15 protein-coding genes and 2 pseudogenes are annotated in these 14,636 nt (G+C 73.6%); 6 read left to right on the top strand and 11 right to left on the bottom strand.

The genetic code is table 11. From position 1 onward, the window contains the following. Positions 1-75: 75 nt before the first annotated feature. Complete coding sequence (locus P3H78_RS00955) at positions 76-639, bottom strand: tetratricopeptide repeat protein (RefSeq protein WP_276107312.1); 564 nt, start codon at positions 637-639, stop codon at positions 76-78. A 138-nt stretch (positions 640-777) separates the two neighbouring features. Between P3H78_RS00955 and P3H78_RS00950 the strand changes: the two genes are divergently transcribed. Further along, complete coding sequence (locus P3H78_RS00950) at positions 778-1,191, top strand: hypothetical protein (protein ID WP_276106765.1); 414 nt, start codon at positions 778-780, stop codon at positions 1,189-1,191. A gap of 79 nt (positions 1,192-1,270) precedes the next feature. Here P3H78_RS00950 and P3H78_RS00945 read toward each other — a convergent pair whose 3' ends face one another. The 5 genes from P3H78_RS00945 to P3H78_RS00925 form a co-directional block, all read right to left on the bottom strand. After that, the gene (locus tag P3H78_RS00945) at positions 1,271-2,851 is read right to left on the bottom strand and encodes a DUF1996 domain-containing protein (RefSeq protein ID WP_276106764.1); all 1,581 of its coding nucleotides are present in this window, start codon (positions 2,849-2,851) and stop codon (positions 1,271-1,273) included. Between the two features lie 168 nt (positions 2,852-3,019). Further along, the gene (locus P3H78_RS00940) at positions 3,020-4,012 is read right to left on the bottom strand and encodes an NAD-dependent epimerase/dehydratase family protein (protein ID WP_276106763.1); all 993 of its coding nucleotides are present in this window, start codon (positions 4,010-4,012) and stop codon (positions 3,020-3,022) included. Positions 4,013-4,120: 108 nt separating this feature from the next. Then, the gene (locus P3H78_RS00935; protein ID WP_276106762.1) at positions 4,121-4,792 is read right to left on the bottom strand and encodes a winged helix-turn-helix domain-containing protein; all 672 of its coding nucleotides are present in this window, start codon (positions 4,790-4,792) and stop codon (positions 4,121-4,123) included. 820 nt (positions 4,793-5,612) lie between these two features. Further along, positions 5,613-6,341, bottom strand: a complete 729-nt coding sequence (locus tag P3H78_RS00930) for an SCO2207 family protein (protein ID WP_276106761.1) — start codon at positions 6,339-6,341, stop codon at positions 5,613-5,615. Between the two features lie 132 nt (positions 6,342-6,473). Next, positions 6,474-6,836, bottom strand: a complete 363-nt coding sequence (locus tag P3H78_RS00925; protein ID WP_276106760.1) for an arsenate reductase family protein — start codon at positions 6,834-6,836, stop codon at positions 6,474-6,476. A gap of 245 nt (positions 6,837-7,081) precedes the next feature. Between P3H78_RS00925 and P3H78_RS00920 the strand changes: the two genes are divergently transcribed. The 3 genes and pseudogenes from P3H78_RS00920 to P3H78_RS00910 form a co-directional block, all read left to right on the top strand. After that, positions 7,082-7,396, top strand: a complete 315-nt coding sequence (locus tag P3H78_RS00920; RefSeq protein ID WP_276106759.1) for a hypothetical protein — start codon at positions 7,082-7,084, stop codon at positions 7,394-7,396. An 86-nt stretch (positions 7,397-7,482) separates the two neighbouring features. Next, positions 7,483-7,683 carry a DUF2252 family protein gene (locus tag P3H78_RS33265; protein ID WP_313884375.1) on the top strand — a complete coding sequence of 67 codons (201 nt, stop codon included), beginning with the start codon at positions 7,483-7,485 and terminating at the stop codon, positions 7,681-7,683. After that, positions 7,614-7,927: pseudogene (locus P3H78_RS00910) on the top strand (DUF2252 family protein); the annotation flags it as partial. The gene P3H78_RS33265 and the pseudogene P3H78_RS00910, both read left to right, overlap by 70 nt. Positions 7,928-7,940: 13 nt before the next feature. Here P3H78_RS00910 and P3H78_RS00905 read toward each other — a convergent pair. The 4 genes and pseudogenes from P3H78_RS00905 to P3H78_RS00890 form a co-directional block, all read right to left on the bottom strand. Then, positions 7,941-9,592 (bottom strand): annotated as a pseudogene (locus P3H78_RS00905) (alpha/beta fold hydrolase). A gap of 115 nt (positions 9,593-9,707) precedes the next feature. Next, positions 9,708-10,292 carry a PspA-associated protein PspAB gene (pspAB, locus tag P3H78_RS00900; RefSeq protein WP_276106758.1) on the bottom strand — a complete coding sequence of 195 codons (585 nt, stop codon included), beginning with the start codon at positions 10,290-10,292 and terminating at the stop codon, positions 9,708-9,710. Positions 10,293-10,294: 2 nt separating this feature from the next. Beyond that, on the bottom strand, positions 10,295-11,215 hold the full coding sequence (gene htpX / locus P3H78_RS00895) for a zinc metalloprotease HtpX (protein WP_276106757.1): 921 nt from the start codon (positions 11,213-11,215) through the stop codon (positions 10,295-10,297). A 175-nt stretch (positions 11,216-11,390) separates the two neighbouring features. Further along, on the bottom strand, positions 11,391-11,648 hold the full coding sequence (locus P3H78_RS00890) for an SCO2583/SCO2584 N-terminal domain-containing protein (protein ID WP_276106756.1): 258 nt from the start codon (positions 11,646-11,648) through the stop codon (positions 11,391-11,393). A 399-nt stretch (positions 11,649-12,047) separates the two neighbouring features. Between P3H78_RS00890 and P3H78_RS00885 the strand changes: the two genes are divergently transcribed. Together P3H78_RS00885 and P3H78_RS00880 are read left to right on the top strand one after the other, a co-directional pair. After that, the gene (locus tag P3H78_RS00885) at positions 12,048-12,395 is read left to right on the top strand and encodes a hypothetical protein (protein ID WP_276106755.1); all 348 of its coding nucleotides are present in this window, start codon (positions 12,048-12,050) and stop codon (positions 12,393-12,395) included. A gap of 100 nt (positions 12,396-12,495) precedes the next feature. After that, entirely contained in the window at positions 12,496-12,849 is a 354-nt protein-coding gene (locus tag P3H78_RS00880; RefSeq protein WP_313884380.1) for a PP2C family protein-serine/threonine phosphatase, read from the top strand. Between the two features lie 203 nt (positions 12,850-13,052). On the opposite strand, the gene glnA is transcribed toward P3H78_RS00880, so the two are convergent. Beyond that, a complete protein-coding gene (glnA, locus tag P3H78_RS00875) occupies positions 13,053-14,462 on the bottom strand; it encodes a type I glutamate--ammonia ligase (RefSeq protein WP_276106754.1) in 1,410 nt (469 codons plus the stop codon). Positions 14,463-14,636: the final 174 nt, after the last annotated feature.

Genomic DNA, 14,636 nt, shown 5'->3' with positions numbered 1-14,636 from the left:
CGAATCGTCGGATGGTCACCGCCGGGGCAGGCGCGCCCGCCCCGCGGGGCCGGGGGCGTGCGATGGTGCGAGAGGTCAACGAGCCTGCGCGGCAGGGTCCTTCGGGTCCTGTGCTCCGGCGGTGTCCTCCGGCTCGACCAGCAGCCGGGCGTAATGCGCCATCGACCGCTGGTAGCGCGGCAGATGGGGGGCGAGGGCGCCGAGGACCAGGGACAGCCCCTCGCGGTCGCGGCCGAGACCGGACAGGCACAGGGCCAGACAGGCACGGACCGCGTCGTCCAACTCGTCGGACGGGGCGTCCAGTTCGGGGGTCAGCAGCGCGACGCCCTCCGCGGCCTGCCCGGTGTTCCGCAGCGAGCTGGCCAGCTGGATCCTCGTGCGCCGCGCGCGGTAGCCGGTCAGGCCCCGGGCCAGCGCCTCCCGGTACAGCGGCACCGCCCGGTCGGAGTGGCCGGTGGAGTCCCAGGCGCAGGCCTGCTCGAACGGCCCGAGTGGGCTGCCGGCGGGCAGTTCCGCGACCAGGCCGTCGATCACCGCGCGGAAGGCGGCCGCGTCGTCCTCCGCGTAGTCGTCGAGGCGGCCCCAGGCGGCGGCCACGCGCTCTTCCCAGTCCCTGTTCACCGGGTCACTCTCGCACAGGTGTGCCCGGCGGGGCCGGTGATTTGAGTGCTGCGGGCCCCGCGGCCGTATCGAAGGGCGGGCCCCCGCCGGGGCGCTCTGCGGCATGTCTGTGCTCCATGCCGCCGCAAGCGACCGCCGGAAGGACCGGAGGAACAGATGAGGATGACCCGACCGATGCTCGCGGGGGCCGGTGCCGTCGCGGCGCTGGTGCTGGCGGGCTGCGGCTCCTCGGGCGACGCGGCCGCGAAGGTGCCGCCGACGGCGACCGGCAGTCTCGAGAGCCTCGCCGCCGACGTCCGGTGCAAGCCGAACATCCAGACCGACGCCGACACGATCCGGCAGGCGATCTGCACCGCACCCGCGGGCAGGTTCGTCCTCGCCACCTTCTCCACCGACCGCGGCCAGCGGGAGTGGATCAACGAGGCCAAGGACTACGGGGGTTACTACCTCGTGGGCCGCAAGTGGGTCGCCGTCGGCGACGACGGCACCGTCACGGCACTGCGCGGCACCCTCGGCGGGGACGTGGAGATCGGCACCGACCACCACGCCCACAGCGGCCACCGGAGCTGAGCGGGCGCACCGCGCGCAGAAGGCCGGCGGCGGGGGATCCCGCCGCCGGCCTTCCTCAGGGGGTCACCGGTTCAGTGCGTCACTGGCACCGCTGGCCGTTGTTGACGCAGTCGGCGATCCTGTTCGCCAGGCCGCCGGTCGTGACGCTGATGAAGTCGTCGTGGTCGGTGGCCGCCTTGTGCAGCTGTTCCGGGAAGCCGTCCACGGCGTAGGCGTTCTTCACCTGGCCGTTCTGCAGGGTGGGCGGCGGGATGTCGTACACCAGGCGCATCGTCAGCTGCGGAATGGCCTTGAAGCCGTTCTGGCAGTTGCCGCCCGCGTCGGCGAAGGCGACGTGCGTGCGGTGGTTCGCACTGTCGATGTTCTGGCCGTCCCAGCAGCTCTGGAAGGCGAAGGTGCGGACCACCTGGCTGCCCTGCGGACAGATCGGGTACTGCGTGGTCAGCTGGACCTTGTTCTCGAAGCCGGTGCAGCTCCAGTGCGCGTTGGCGTTCGCCAGGCCGTTGGTGGTGGTCTTGGCGTCACCGGTGATGATGCGCAGGAACTGCGGCATCGGGACGACCTTGGAGGTCGGGCTGCCGACGTACTTGATCTGGGCCTGGACGGGCGTCAGGATCTTGCCGACGTTGCCCTCCTTGCCACCGCCGTCGGCGTTCTGGTCGAAGTCCTGCGAGCCGTCCTGGATGCGGACCACGGGCCAGTAGTACGCCGAGAGGTCGTTGCTGTTCTGGCAGCTGGTGCCGCCCTGCAGGAACGTGTCGTTGCTGGAGAACGCGTTGACCTTCTGGTTGCCGACGTAGTCGTGCAGGTGGTGGGCGCCGTTGGTGACACCGGGCGCCACGATCACGTTGTCGGTGTTGTGGTTCTTGTTGGCGTTCACGCCGCAGCGCGTGGTGAACGAGCCGGTCGAGGCCGCGTTGGTCCGCTGCGCCTTGGCCTGGACGTTCGGCTGGACCTGGGTGATGTCGACGAAGTCCGCCGCCGTCGGCCCGTTGCCGGCCTGGCCGCCGACGTTCTGCTGCTGGCCGTTGTCGCCCTGCTGTCCGCCCTGCTGCTGTCCGCCCTGCTGTTGGCCGCCGTTCTGCTGGCCGCCGTTCTGCTGGCCGCCGTTCTGCTGACCGCCCTGCTGTTGACCGCCGGTCTGCTGTCCGCCCTGCTGCTGGCCGCCGCCCGCGGTGGTCTGGTCGGCGGACTGCGTGGTGCACGCCGCGAGCTGCCCGAGCCAGCCGGACACGCTGCCTCCGCTGTGCCGGATGTCCATCCGGATGCGGTCGATGGTCGCGGAGCGCTTCGACTTCAGCGGGCCCACGATCGCGTTCTGCACGAAGTTCGCGTCGTTCGTCTGTGCCTGGCGGGTGGAGGCGAGTCGGGCGTAGGCGGCGGTGATCTGCTTGTCGAGGTTCGCCAGCTCCGCGGCCACGCGGGTGCGGGCTCCCCTCGGCACGTTCGTCAGCTTCTGGCCCACGTCCGGGCACGAGATCGTCGCCACCTGCGCGGCCGCCGATTTCGTCTGGTTCTGCCACCCGCCGTTGTTCTGCTCGTGGGCCGATGCGTAGAAGTTCGCCCAGATCAGCCCGCCCCCACCGAGCGCTAGGGCCGCCGATGCGGCAATGGCCTTGGTGGCCAGCGGCGTACGGCGTTTTCGTGTGTTGCGTCCCATGGAACTCCTCTGACTTCCTTGCGGGGCAGCATCGAGGCGCCCGACAGGAGTGAAGCGGCTCCCTTCCATACGGCTCCGGTCGCCCGTGTGTTCAGCCGCCCCACGAATTCCTCCGCGACGCCCTGGACGCAGCGCGCTCAACTGCCGCAACGGAATAGTCAGTTGTCGTCAGAGTCCCAGCACCTTGCGCTCCACCGCCGGGTCGAGACCGACCGGGGGCCGCCCCGCGCGCGGCGGCACCGATCCGCCCACCGTCCTCAGCCACTCCCAGGTCCCGGCCACGGTGTCGGCGACCGGACGGCAGCGCAGCCCCGCCGCGACGGCCCGGGAGACGTCGGCGGAGTGCAGGGCGTCGTGCAGGTCGGAGGCCGGCGGCACCCACACCGGCAGCTCGGTCCACGGCCGCACGCCCGCGCCGAGCACCGCCTCGGGTGCGGTCCAGCGCAGCTCGGCGTCCGCGCCGGTGGCCCGCACGCACGCCTCCAGCAGCGAGCCCATGGTGGCGTGTCCCGGCGGACTCGCCAGGTTGTACGGCCCGCTCAGCTCCCGCTCCACCGCCCCGAGCACCCATGCGGCCAGGTCGCGCACGTCGACGTAACTCAACGGCAGATCCCGGGGGCCGGGTGCCAGGACGGGGCCGCCGCGCGCGATCCGGCCGAGCCACCAGGGCAGCCGGCCGACGTTCTCGTACGGGCCGAGGATCAGTCCGCAGCGCACCAGCAGCGCACGGTCCGGGCCGAAGGACTCCAGCGCGGCCAGCTCGCCGCCGCGCTTGTCCCGGGCGTAGTCCGTCGCGTCGGCGCCGGCCTCGGCGCCCTTGACGACGGCCGCGTCCTCGGCGTACCCGGCGGGCGGGGCCCAGGTGTAGACCGAGCAGCTCGACACGTAGGCGTAGGTGCGCACCCGGTCGCGCAGCAGCCGTGCAGCCTCCCGGACCGCGCGGGGCGCGGCCGCCCAGGTGTCGACGACCGCGTCCCACTCGCCCCCGGCCAGGGCGGCGAGTCCGCCGGGCGCGGTGCGGTCGCCGTGCAGCGACCGCGCTCCCGCGGGCGGCTCGTGCCGCCCCCGGTTCAGGACCGTCACCTCCCAGCCGTTCCCGAGGGCCGCCTCGACGACGGCCCGCCCCACGAACTCCGTACCACCCAGCACCAGAAGTCTCATACCGGTGACTCTGCCCGCCGGGGACGCCGCGGGGAACAGGACTCTGCCGGAGGCAGAGCGCCGTTCGCCACGGTCGCCCCCGGACGGACGGCTCCGGGCCGGGCGGGGTCAGCCGCCCGTCGCCGGGACGTACTTGTAGCCGACGCGGCGCACCGTCTGGATCGCGCCGCGGTGGGCCGCGCCCAGCTTGCGGCGCAGCCGGGCGACGTGCACGTCGACGGTACGGCCGTCGCCCACGTGCCCGTAGCCCCACACGGTGCCGACGAGATGGTCGCGGGTGTGCACCCGGTGCGGATGGGCGACAAGATGCGCCAGCAGTTCGAACTCCAGGTACGTCAGGTCGAGCGCGCGGCCGTCCACCGCCGCGGTGCGCCGCACGGGGTCGATGCGGACCGGCCGCTCGCCGTCCTCCGCGCCGGACCCGGGCCCGGTTGCGATCTCGGGTGCGGGGCCGGTCCGCAGCCCGGTCCCGGCCCCCGGCCCGGTCTCGTTCCCGGCCGCGGTCCCGAGCGAGGTCTCGGGCCGGACCGGCTCCGGCACCGGCGCCGGCAGGAACGGCGGCTGCTGGTCCGCGGGGACGAGGACCAGGTAGCCGACCATGGGCGGCCGGCCCGGCAGCGCGGGCACGGTGTGCGGGGGAGCGGGCAGCCAGGTGGCGCCCGGGGGCAGGACGTCCGCGACGCTCACGACCTCGTCGCGGTCGACGGCCCGCAGCCGGTGGCGCGGGGTGCCGGACGAGGCGGGGGCGGCGGTCGGGGAGAGGTAACGGGTGATCGCCATGAGAGGTCAGCTCTTTCACGCGAGAGGTTCGTCGGAGGTTCCGGCAACCGCGAGTTCGTGGTCGGGGCGCCGGGGACGTACACCGTTGCGCGTGGCCGAGGGCCGGGGGTTACGGCTTCACTGGGCCGGCGCGGTCGTCGCGCGGCAACACATCCGGTCGAAGTCGTGGTGCTGACGGGAGGGCCAGAAGGGCTCCAGGTCATGGCGGCCCGCTGCGCTGCACTTCCGGAAGCCGACCATGGCTCCATTGAAGCAGACACCGCGCACGCGCAGGACCCTCCTCTCACGGGTTGGACGCACCTGGCCCGAAAGCGGCGGCCGGGGAACGGGCCGCGCCGCGCTCACCCCGCCGCGGGTCCCGCGACGTCCCGTGGAGCGCGCGCCGGGCGCGCCTGCGGACCGGACCTGGCCGGCCTTCTCCGGCGTGGTGCAGCAGGTGCCGACGGGCAGGCGCCTCGTCGGCACCTGCCCCGCCCCGCAGCAGCCGCCCCGGGGCGACGGGAAGCCGCCCGCGGGGAAGCCCGGCGGGCGGGTGCGCGCCGCGGGTCCTCGCCGGGCGGACCGCCACCGGGCGATGTCCCGGCCATGAACCCCGTGTTGCCCGGCGCCGGGCCGCCGGGGCACCGGCCGGGTCCTCCGGGGTGTGCGGTCCGGCCGCCGGCTTCCCCTCCGTACGAAGCCGGTGGCCGGACCGCGTCCGGCGCAGGCGCGCCGGTTCGCACGCGCCGGCCCTGCCGCCCCTGGCCGGGGGCGGCAGGACCGCGGTACGTGCGGGCGGCGGCGGGGCCGCCGCGTCACCGGTCTCCCGCGGGGCCGGGCCTCACCCCACCTTCTCGATCACGGCGCGCCGGATCAGGAACTTGCCCGGTTCCCGGACCTGTTCGAAGGCGGCGTTGTTGAGCAGGACGCAACTGCCGGAGGTGGAGGTGACCTTCACCGTGGTGGACTTGTTGTTGTCCAGGTTGGTGACCTTCAGGGCCGTCCCCGCCGGGAACTGGTTGCTGGACGCGGCCGGGGCCCCGCCCTCGCCGGACAGCGTCACGGTCGAGCCCTTGCACACCTGCTGCCCGGAGGCGGCACCACCGGCGGCCGCGCCACCGGCGTTCCCCGCTCCGGCGTTCCCCGCCCCGGCCGACTGCGCGGGCTGCCCGCCCTGCTGGGCGCCGCCGCCCTGCTGACCGGCCTGCTGTCCCGCCGGCCGGCCGCCCTGCGCCGACTGGGAGCCCTGAGCCGACTCCCCAACGGTGCAGCCCGCCGCCTTCTGCTGGACCTTGATCTGCGCGATGACGGCCTCGCGGTTGGCGATCCGGGCCGCCGACTGCGCGTCCGGCTGGGCCTTCTGGCCGTCGATGAACTTCTGGTTGTTGCCGAGGGCCGTGGCCAGCCCCTGGCAGACGGTCGAGTCCGCGGCGGACAGCGTCCGCGGGGACTGCGGCTGCGCCGCGTTGGACGTGGCCGCCATGGCGAAGGCGCCGCCGCCGGCCACCGCCGCGGCGCTGACCAGCAGGGCGACCTTCTTCTTGGTGCTGAGAGTTCTCCTACGCGACATGCGCGCCTCCTGAAGAGGTGGGGGAGCGTACGTCGCTAGGTACGGGATACCGAACGGGGTTACTCAGCGGTTACGGAATTCCCCGAAGTAACCTGCGTCACAGCCGAGTTGGCCGATCCCTCAACAGGGCGCTCAGCGGCGGCCGAGCGCGTCCCGCACGGCCTCCTCCGAGCGCGCCACCACCGCGGTGCCGTCCTCGGCCGTGATGATCGGGCGCTGGATCAGCTTCGGGTGCGCGGCCAGCGCCGAGATCCACCGCCCGCGCGCGGCGTCGTCCCGCGGCCAGCCCTTCAGTCCGAGCTCCTCGGCGTCGGCCTCCTGGGTCCGGGTGATGTCCCACGGCTCCAGCCCGAGCCGGTCGAGCACCGCGCGGATCTCGTCCTCGGTCGGCACGTCCTCAAGGTAGCGGCGGACGGTGTAGTCGGCGCCCTCGGCATCGAGCAGCGTGAGGGCGCTGCGGCACTTCGAGCAGGCCGGATTGATCCAGATCTCCATGCCGCACACGGTACGCGAACGCCCGTCCCCACTCCGGCCGTGCATCCTGTCTGTTCGAATTTCTGGCGCCCCGTACGTCCCTCCCGGAACGGGCGTGTCGCGCGGTCAAATACCTTTCCTACCAGTGCTTTTGACGGTGCTGGGAATCTTCGCTCTGTCAGTGCCGGGCAGTAGAATGGGGGCAGTGTTCGAGGGTGGCCGCCGGAATCCCGGCCGGTGCCCCGACCCGCGACAGGAGGATGCCCGTGCCCGCTGCCGCTCTCCGGCCCAAGCCGCTGCCGACCCAGTCCACCGCGAAGCGTCCCGTCCCGCTCGACCTGCCGTACGCGCCCGTCGCCAAGCGCCCGCTGCCGGCGGGCCTCCCGCGCGAGTGGTACGTCACGCACAACCGGCGCCTGAAGGCGATGCGCCTCGCCATCGCCCTGCTCGACTCCGGCGTCTACCTGCCCGACCAGGCCCGCAACGCGAGGATACGGAGCACCGCGGAGCTGATCGGGGTGCACCCGCCGTCCGACGCGACCTGCCGGCTGGTGCGCGCCCTGCTCCACCGGCACCGCTGATCCCGGCCGGGCGCCGTCCCGGGGGCGGCGCCCGGAACCCGCCGGCGGTGCGTGGCGCCCACCGTCACCCGATCGCCGTATCCGGCATGGCCGCCTCCCCGTCCGCGTTCCTGCGCGGCGCCGCCGCCGTGATGACCGCGGACCTCGCCGCGCAGCCGCACACCGGCCTGACCTTCCAGTTGTGCAAAGACGCCCACCTGCTCAACTTCGGTCTCCAGACATCTTCCTCGGCTGGACGAGCGGACCGCAGGGCCGGGCCTTCCACTGGCGCCGGCTCCGCGACATGAAGGGCTCGGCGGAGGTCGGCGGGACGGACCCCGTCGCGCCGGCGGCCTACGCCCGGCGTGCGGCACCGCGCCGGCCCGGGGCCACGCCCGCTCCGGCGACCGCATCGCCCTCGCCGGGCACCTCGGCGGCGGCGACGTCTTCGGCCGCGCCGTCGCCGACTTCGCCCCGCACCACGCCGACCGGAACGCCGCCGACCACGCCGCCCTCGCCGCGGGCCTCGTCCCGGCCGCCCCCGGCGTATGACCCGGCCGCCCGGTCAGGCCCCGCCGTACTGCTCCAGCACGCCCCGGACGTACGCCTCCAGCCGCGCGCCCACCACTCGGGTGTCAGGTCGGTGCGGCCCAGTTCGCGCCAGGGGACGGCGAGCTTGACGGCGTCGGGGCAGTGGGCCAGGGCGTCGATGAGCCGCCAGTACGCGTGGTCCCGGCCGCCGGCGAGCGGACGGCCGCCCCGGGCCTCGTAGCGCGCGCGGAACCCGAGGCCGTGCCGCGGCCCGTGCAGCAGAGCCAGCGCCGTCGAGCAGTGCGCGACGTCGAGGTCGGCCGGACCCCAGGAGGTCTCCACCCAGTCCACGACCCCGCTGACGCGCAGGGCGGCGCCCGCCCCGGTGAACAGCACGTTCCCCGGGTGGAAGTCCCGATGCAGGAAGCAGCCCTCGTAGGCGGGCGGCGGGCGCCGGACGACGTCCACCGCCCGCTCCCACAGGGCGCCGCCCGGGGTGCGCACCCGCTCCGCGGACGTCCACGCCTGGTACCTGCGCGGCCGCTCCCGCGGGACCACGCGGTGGATCCGTACGAGCTGGGCCGCCAGCAGGTCCAGGCGCCGCTCCAGGTCCTCCTCGTCGACCCGGACCCGCCCGGGCAGCCGGGTCGTCAGCAGCGAGGGGTGGTCGCAGTGGGAGGCACCGGCGTCGACCGCGACCGGGAGGGCCGCCGGCACGCCCTCCTCGGCGGCGAGCAGCTCCAGGACGTCCGCCTCACGGGTCAGCAGACCGGTCGCGTGGCGGCGGAAGAAGGGCTTCACGAAGCTGCGCAGCACCAGCCCGCTGCCGTCGTCGAGGGTCAGTGCCCGCATCTGGGAGCTCCAGCCCCCGTGCAGCGGACGGCTGTCCCGCACCGTCCGGCCGAGGGGAAGCTGCGCGGCGACCCAGGCTCGGGTCGCCGTCCAGCCGCGGTCGCCGGACCCGGTGAGCAGGGCGTCCACGAGGGCCCGCCGGTCGGCGTCGTGGTCGTGGAGCCACAGGCCCAGCTGGTGCCCGGCGTCCGGCAGGTCGAGGCGGGTGAACTGGGCGCGGGCGGCGAGCGCGTCCTGGACGGCCTCCGTGACCTCGGGCGGGATGACGGAGTCCGAGCCGGGCACCGCGAGCACCGCCCGGCCGGAGAAGGCGCGCAGCGCGTCCAGCGCGGGTGCCGACCGCCACCCGCCGCGGGTGCGGATGATCCGGGTGAACTCCCCGTCCCCGTCGCCGAACGGCACGTCCCACGCCTGCCCCGCGTACACCGCCGGCGCGCACAGGCCGAGCGCGGCGACCCGTTCCCCGTAGTGCCGGGCCAGGTCGGCCACGGTCTGCCCGCTCATGCTGAAGCCGACCAGGATCAGCGGGCCGCCCGCGGGCACGCGCGCCTCGATCACCGCGACGGACTGCTCCAGGCGCCGCCGCAGACTCAGCTCCCGCAGCGCGCCGGTGCTCTCGCCGTGTCCGGAGAAGTCGAAGGCGACGCCCCGGCAGCCGCGGGCGGCGAACTCGGCGAGCAGCGGGAGCAGCCGTTCCTTGCTGCCCTGTCCGGCGCCGTGCAGCAGGATTGCCGTGGGCCGGTCCGCCGGCGCGGCGCCAGCTCCGTCCGCGCCGTGCACCCCGCTGAGCCGTTCGCCTTCGTGGGCGTGCACGAAGGGAGAGAGTGTGATCATGCGGCCATTCACGCACGGTGCACGGCCCGCCGGTGCCGTTTCCGGCTGCCCCGGGCCGCTCGCCCCCGCACTCCGCGGACGCCGCGTCCCCCCGGAGAGCGCGGCCCTCCGCGCGTCACAGACCCGGCGCGCCCCACACCGGGAACCAGCGGCTCAGGTCCTGCTCGATGCGCAGGTCGTCCGCGAGGGCCGCCTTGACCTGCAACTCCAGTGCGCTGTCCCGCCGCTGACCGGAGCCGGGCAGCGGCGCGAACGGGTAGAAGGTCCCGCGCTTGTAGAGGTAGACCAGGGCGAGCCGGCGGCCGGAACCGTCGTGGAAGCCGGCCAGGGAGCACAGCAGCTGCGGCCCGAAGCCGTTGCCCTCCAGCGAACTGTTCACCGCATGCAGGTCGTTCACCAGCTCGGGCAGCCGGTCCGGCGGGCGGCGCGAGACCAGCCAGGAATAGCCGTAGGCGTCCCGGGACAACTCCACCGGCGAGCCGTCGCGGTCGGTGTCGGCGTCCAGCAGCTCCTGCACCTCCCGGTGCGTCTGCTCGAAGGCGCCGCCCTCGACCGTGGCGAAGCACACCGCGCCCTGCCCGGTCGGGGTGAAGCCCGCCGCGGCCTCCAGCGTCACGGCGGCCGAGGGCAGCGCGAACAGCCGGTCCAGGTCGGGCGCGACCGGCTTCGTCCGGCCGAGCAGGATGTCCAGCAGGCCCATCCTCAGCCCGCCTTCCCCGGAGTCGCGGCCTCGCCCAGCTCGGCGGAGATCCGGCCCAGCTGCTCCAGCCGCTGGTCCAGGCTCGGGTGGGTGGAGAAGATCCGCTCCAGGCCGGGCTCACGGCCCAGCGCCGGGGTGAAGTAGAAGGCGTTGAAGGCCTGCGCGGTGCGCAGGTCCTCCGTCGGGATCCGGGCGATCTCGCCCGTGACCTTGGTCAGGGCGGACGCCAGCGCCGAGGGCCGCCCGGTCAGCAGGGCCGCCGCCCGGTCCGCGGCCAGCTCCCGGTACCGCGACAGCGCCCGGATCAGCAGGAAGCTGATCGCGTACACGGCGGCCGAGACGCCCATCACCGCGGCGAACACCACGAGCGTGTTCTGGTCCTTGCGGCCGCGCCCGAACAGCTCCGAGTAGAAGGCGAACCGCACGATCAGGCCGGCGATCACCCCCAGGAAGGAGGCGATGGTGATCACGGCCACGTCCTTGTGGGCGACGTGCGACAGCTCGTGGGCCAGCACGCCCTCCAGCTCCGCCGGCTCCAGCCGCCGCAGCAGCCCGGTGGTCACGCACACCACCGCGTTGTCCGGGTTGCGGCCGGTGGCGAACGCGTTCGGCATGTCGACGCCGGACACGGCGACCACGGGCTTGGGCATGTCCGCCATGGCGCACAGCCGGTCGACGACCGCGTGCAGCTCCGGGTACTCCTCGCGTTCCACGACCCGGCCGTGCATCGCGAACAGCGCGATCCGGTCGGAGAACCAGTACTGGGCGCCCAGCAGGCCCGCGGCGACCACGACGACCAGCACCCACGACTTCAGCAGCACGATCAGCGCGGCGACGAACGCCACGTACAGCAACCCGAGCAGGAACAGCGTGACCCCCATGCGCACGGTCAGCCGCCGGTCGCTCCGGAAGCGGCTCTGCATCTTGCATCACCCCGCAGTCAGGAACTCGTCCCGCTGTCCAGTGTGCACCTGCCCCGCCCCATGAACAGGTCCAGAACGGCCCCCGCCGGGGCAAAAGGTCCCGACCCGGTCACCCCGTCCCCCTCGGCCGGGACGGGGCCCTTCTCCTCGCCGGGCCGGGAGCCCCGCGCCGCTCTCAGCGGCCGCCGCGCACCTGCGCGTAGCCGAGGAGCACGATCACCGCGGCCACGCAGCCGAGGACCACCACCGTGGAGACCCACGACGACCGGCGGGGAGCCGCCGGGCCCGGATCGGCGCGGAAGGGCACCGGCCCGGGCGGGTGGTCGCGCCAGCGGGCGGCCAGCATCCGGGCCCGCGCGGAGGGCTCCTTGTGCGCGGCGGCGTCCGCCCATCCGTGATCGAACTCGCGCTCCCAATGGTCCTGTTCTGACATCCCCGTTCACCTTTCCTCTTCGGTCGAGCAGGGAAGGAAGGTCCCGGAGAGGAGGACGCAGGACTGCGCCGAAGGGTGCACCCGCGGTCCGGCCCTTCCGCGCCCCACGCGCCGTCGGGGCCCGCACCGGGGTCCCGGCGATCCGGCCGGACCCCGGCACCGAGATGCCGCGCATTCGGGTGACGGCTACCTTTGACCGAGGAGCCGCACCGCGGAGGCCGATCCCCCGCCCGTGACCTGCAGCGCAGCACGTCCACGGCCGGCCCCGGCCTCCACCCTTCCCCTGCGGCGACCCCAACGACCGGGCCGACGATTCCCGCTGCGGCCGCGGCCACCCGTCCCGCGCTCCCCGAGCCACGCCCGGGGCGTGCGCGCGAGGGGTGGAAGAAGGGAGATCCCATGTCAGCACAGCGCGCGAGGCGCCTGCTCGCGACGTCCGCAGTCGGCCTCCTCCTGGCCGGCGGAGCCGCGATCGGCGCGGCGGGCACGGCCTCCGCGGCCGTCCCGTCGACGACCCATGCGTCCGCCCCGTACGGCGGGGGATGCGGCTACGGCCGCGGCTGGAACGACTGCCGCTACGGCTACGGACCCCGCGACGCCGGCCGTGCGGGCTTCGGCTACGGACCCGTCGGACTCGGGGGAGTGGGCGGCATCGGCGGAGTGGGCGGCATAGGCGGAGTGGGAGGGATCGGCGGAATCGGTGGCGTGGGCGGACTGGGCGGGCTCGTGGTGATCCTCGTGCCCTGACGGCGACGCCCGCTTCCGGAACCGGGGGGACCCCGTCCGTACCGGCCGCGTGCGGGCCCGTGGGGCTCGCACACGGCGTCTGTGACGCCGCGGCCCACCGCTGCCGGTTCGCCCGGGCCGGACACCCCCCACCTGCCCTGATCACCCCGACGGCACTGCCCGCCTCGTCGACCTGCCCTCCGGCGCGCCGCTCGGCATCGGTGGCGCCTCCTTCACCACCACCGAGGTCCCGGTCGCTCCCGGGACCGTGCTCGTCCTCTACACCGAGGGGCTCGTCGAAGCCCGGGAGCACGACCTCGACGAGCGCCTGGAGGAGCTCACCCACCTCCTCGCCGGTACCCGTCCGTCCCTCGACGAGCCGGCCGGCACCCTCGTCGACGGCCTCGCCCCGACCCCCGCGCAGGACGACGTCGCCCTCCTCATCGCCCGCGTCGGCACCTCGATCCCCCGGTGAACGCCCGATGGGGCCGTGAGGCGCCACCGGGACGCCGGCGACGTCGAGAAGGGGAGACCGCGTGCCGTGGACGACGCAGGCGGAGCAGGCCCCGGCACCCGGAGCCGAAAAAGCCGCCGGCCGGCTCTCCCGCGCGGGGAGAGCCGGCCGACGGCCCACGGACGGCCCAGGAGAGCGGAAACCCGCTCCGACCCGGGGCGACATCACACGTCGAAGTACATCTCGAACTCGTGCGGGTGCGGACGCAGCTGCAGCGGCGCGATCTCGTTCGTCCGCTTGAAGTCGATCCAGGTCTCGATCAGGTCGGACGTGAAGACGTCGCCCGCGAGCAGGAACTCGTGGTCGGCCTCCAGGGAGTCCAGCACGGCCGGCAGCGAGGTCGGGACCTGCGCCACGTTCGCGTGCTCCTCCGGAGCCAGCTCGTAGAGGTCCTTGTCGATCGGCTCGGCCGGCTCGATCTTGTTCTTGATGCCGTCCAGGCCCGCCATCAGCAGCGCGGAGAAGGCCAGGTACGGGTTGCCGGAGGAGTCGGGGGCGCGGAACTCGACGCGCTTGGCCTTCGGGTTCGAGCCGGTGATCGGGATGCGCATGGCGGCGGAGCGGTTGCGCTGCGAGTACACCAGGTTGATCGGGGCCTCGAAGCCCGGCACCAGGCGGTGGTACGAGTTCACCGTCGGGTTGGTGAAGGCCAGCAGCGACGGGGCGTGCTTGAGGATGCCGCCGATGTAGTAGCGGGCGGTGTCGGACAGGCCCGCGTACCCGGCCTCGTCGTAGAACAGCGGGTCGCCGTTGGTCCACAGCGACTGGTGGACGTGCATGCCCGAACCGTTGTCGCCGAAGATCGGCTTCGGCATGAAGGTCGCCGTCTTGCCGTTGCGCCAGGCGACGTTCTTCACGATGTACTTGAAGAGCTGGAGGTCGTCGGCGGCCGCGAGCAGCGTGTTGAACTTGTAGTTGATCTCCGCCTGGCCGGCGGTGCCGACCTCGTGGTGCTGGCGCTCGACCTTCAGGCCGGCCCGGTCCAGCTCGAGGGAGATCTCGGCGCGCAGGTCGGCGAAGTGGTCCACCGGGGCCACCGGGAAGTAGCCGCCCTTGTAGCGGACCTTGTAGCCGCGGTTGTTCTCGACGGCGCCCGTGTTCCAGGCACCCGCCTCGGAGTCGATGTGGTAGAACGACTCGTTCGCGCTGGTCGCGAAGCGGACGCTGTCGAAGACGTAGAACTCGGCCTCGGGACCGAAGTAGGCGGTGTCCGCGATGCCCGTGGAGGCCAGGTACGCCTCCGCCTTCTTCGCCACGTTCCGCGGGTCGCGGGAGTACTGCTCGCCCGTGATCGGGTCGTGGATGAAGAAGTTGACGTTGAGCGTCTTGTCGCGGCGGAACGGGTCGACACGAGCCGTCGACAGGTCGGCGCGCAGGGCCATGTCGGACTCGTGGATCGCCTGGAAACCGCGGATCGAGGATCCGTCGAACGCGAGCTCCTCGTCCGGGTCGAACGCCTCGACGGGCACCGTGAAGTGCTGCATGATGCCCGGCAGGTCGCAGAAGCGGACGTCGATGAACTCGACGTCCTCGTCCGCGATGAACTTCTTGGCCTCGTCGGCGTTCTGGAACATCCAGCTCCTCCTACTCCCGACCGTCCCGCCGGGGTGGTAGATCGTTCGTGCGGCCAGTGCGGTGGCACACGCTGCACTCGACCCTAGGGACGGGTGATTTCTCGGGCGTGACCCGTTTGTTTCGCAGAAGTTAACCGGCGCGGGTGCGGTCACGGCGTCGACACCCCGCCGTCC

This window comes from Streptomyces tropicalis (assembly GCF_029269835.1).
Taxonomy (GTDB): domain Bacteria; phylum Actinomycetota; class Actinomycetes; order Streptomycetales; family Streptomycetaceae; genus Streptomyces; species Streptomyces tropicalis.
This window is presented reverse-complemented; position numbering and strand designations above follow the sequence as displayed.

Bases quoted from the DNA above. Each gene is read 5' to 3' on its own strand.
- P3H78_RS33265 (WP_313884375.1), top strand. From the start codon at position 7,483: ATGGCCGCCTCCCCGTCCGCGTTCCTGCGCGGCGCCGCCGCCGTGATG.
- P3H78_RS00950 (WP_276106765.1), top strand. From the start codon at position 778: ATGAGGATGACCCGACCGATGCTCGCGGGGGCCGGTGCCGTCGCGGCG.
- P3H78_RS00930 (WP_276106761.1), bottom strand. From the start codon at position 6,341: ATGTCGCGTAGGAGAACTCTCAGCACCAAGAAGAAGGTCGCCCTGCTG.
- P3H78_RS00945 (WP_276106764.1), bottom strand. From the start codon at position 2,851: ATGGGACGCAACACACGAAAACGCCGTACGCCGCTGGCCACCAAGGCC.
- P3H78_RS00935 (WP_276106762.1), bottom strand. From the start codon at position 4,792: ATGGCGATCACCCGTTACCTCTCCCCGACCGCCGCCCCCGCCTCGTCC.
- htpX (WP_276106757.1), bottom strand. From the start codon at position 11,215: ATGCAGAGCCGCTTCCGGAGCGACCGGCGGCTGACCGTGCGCATGGGG.
- P3H78_RS00885 (WP_276106755.1), top strand. From the start codon at position 12,048: ATGTCAGCACAGCGCGCGAGGCGCCTGCTCGCGACGTCCGCAGTCGGC.
- glnA (WP_276106754.1), bottom strand. From the start codon at position 14,462: ATGTTCCAGAACGCCGACGAGGCCAAGAAGTTCATCGCGGACGAGGAC.
- pspAB (WP_276106758.1), bottom strand. From the start codon at position 10,292: ATGGGCCTGCTGGACATCCTGCTCGGCCGGACGAAGCCGGTCGCGCCC.
- P3H78_RS00925 (WP_276106760.1), bottom strand. From the start codon at position 6,836: ATGGAGATCTGGATCAATCCGGCCTGCTCGAAGTGCCGCAGCGCCCTC.
- P3H78_RS00890 (WP_276106756.1), bottom strand. From the start codon at position 11,648: ATGTCAGAACAGGACCATTGGGAGCGCGAGTTCGATCACGGATGGGCG.
- P3H78_RS00940 (WP_276106763.1), bottom strand. From the start codon at position 4,012: ATGAGACTTCTGGTGCTGGGTGGTACGGAGTTCGTGGGGCGGGCCGTC.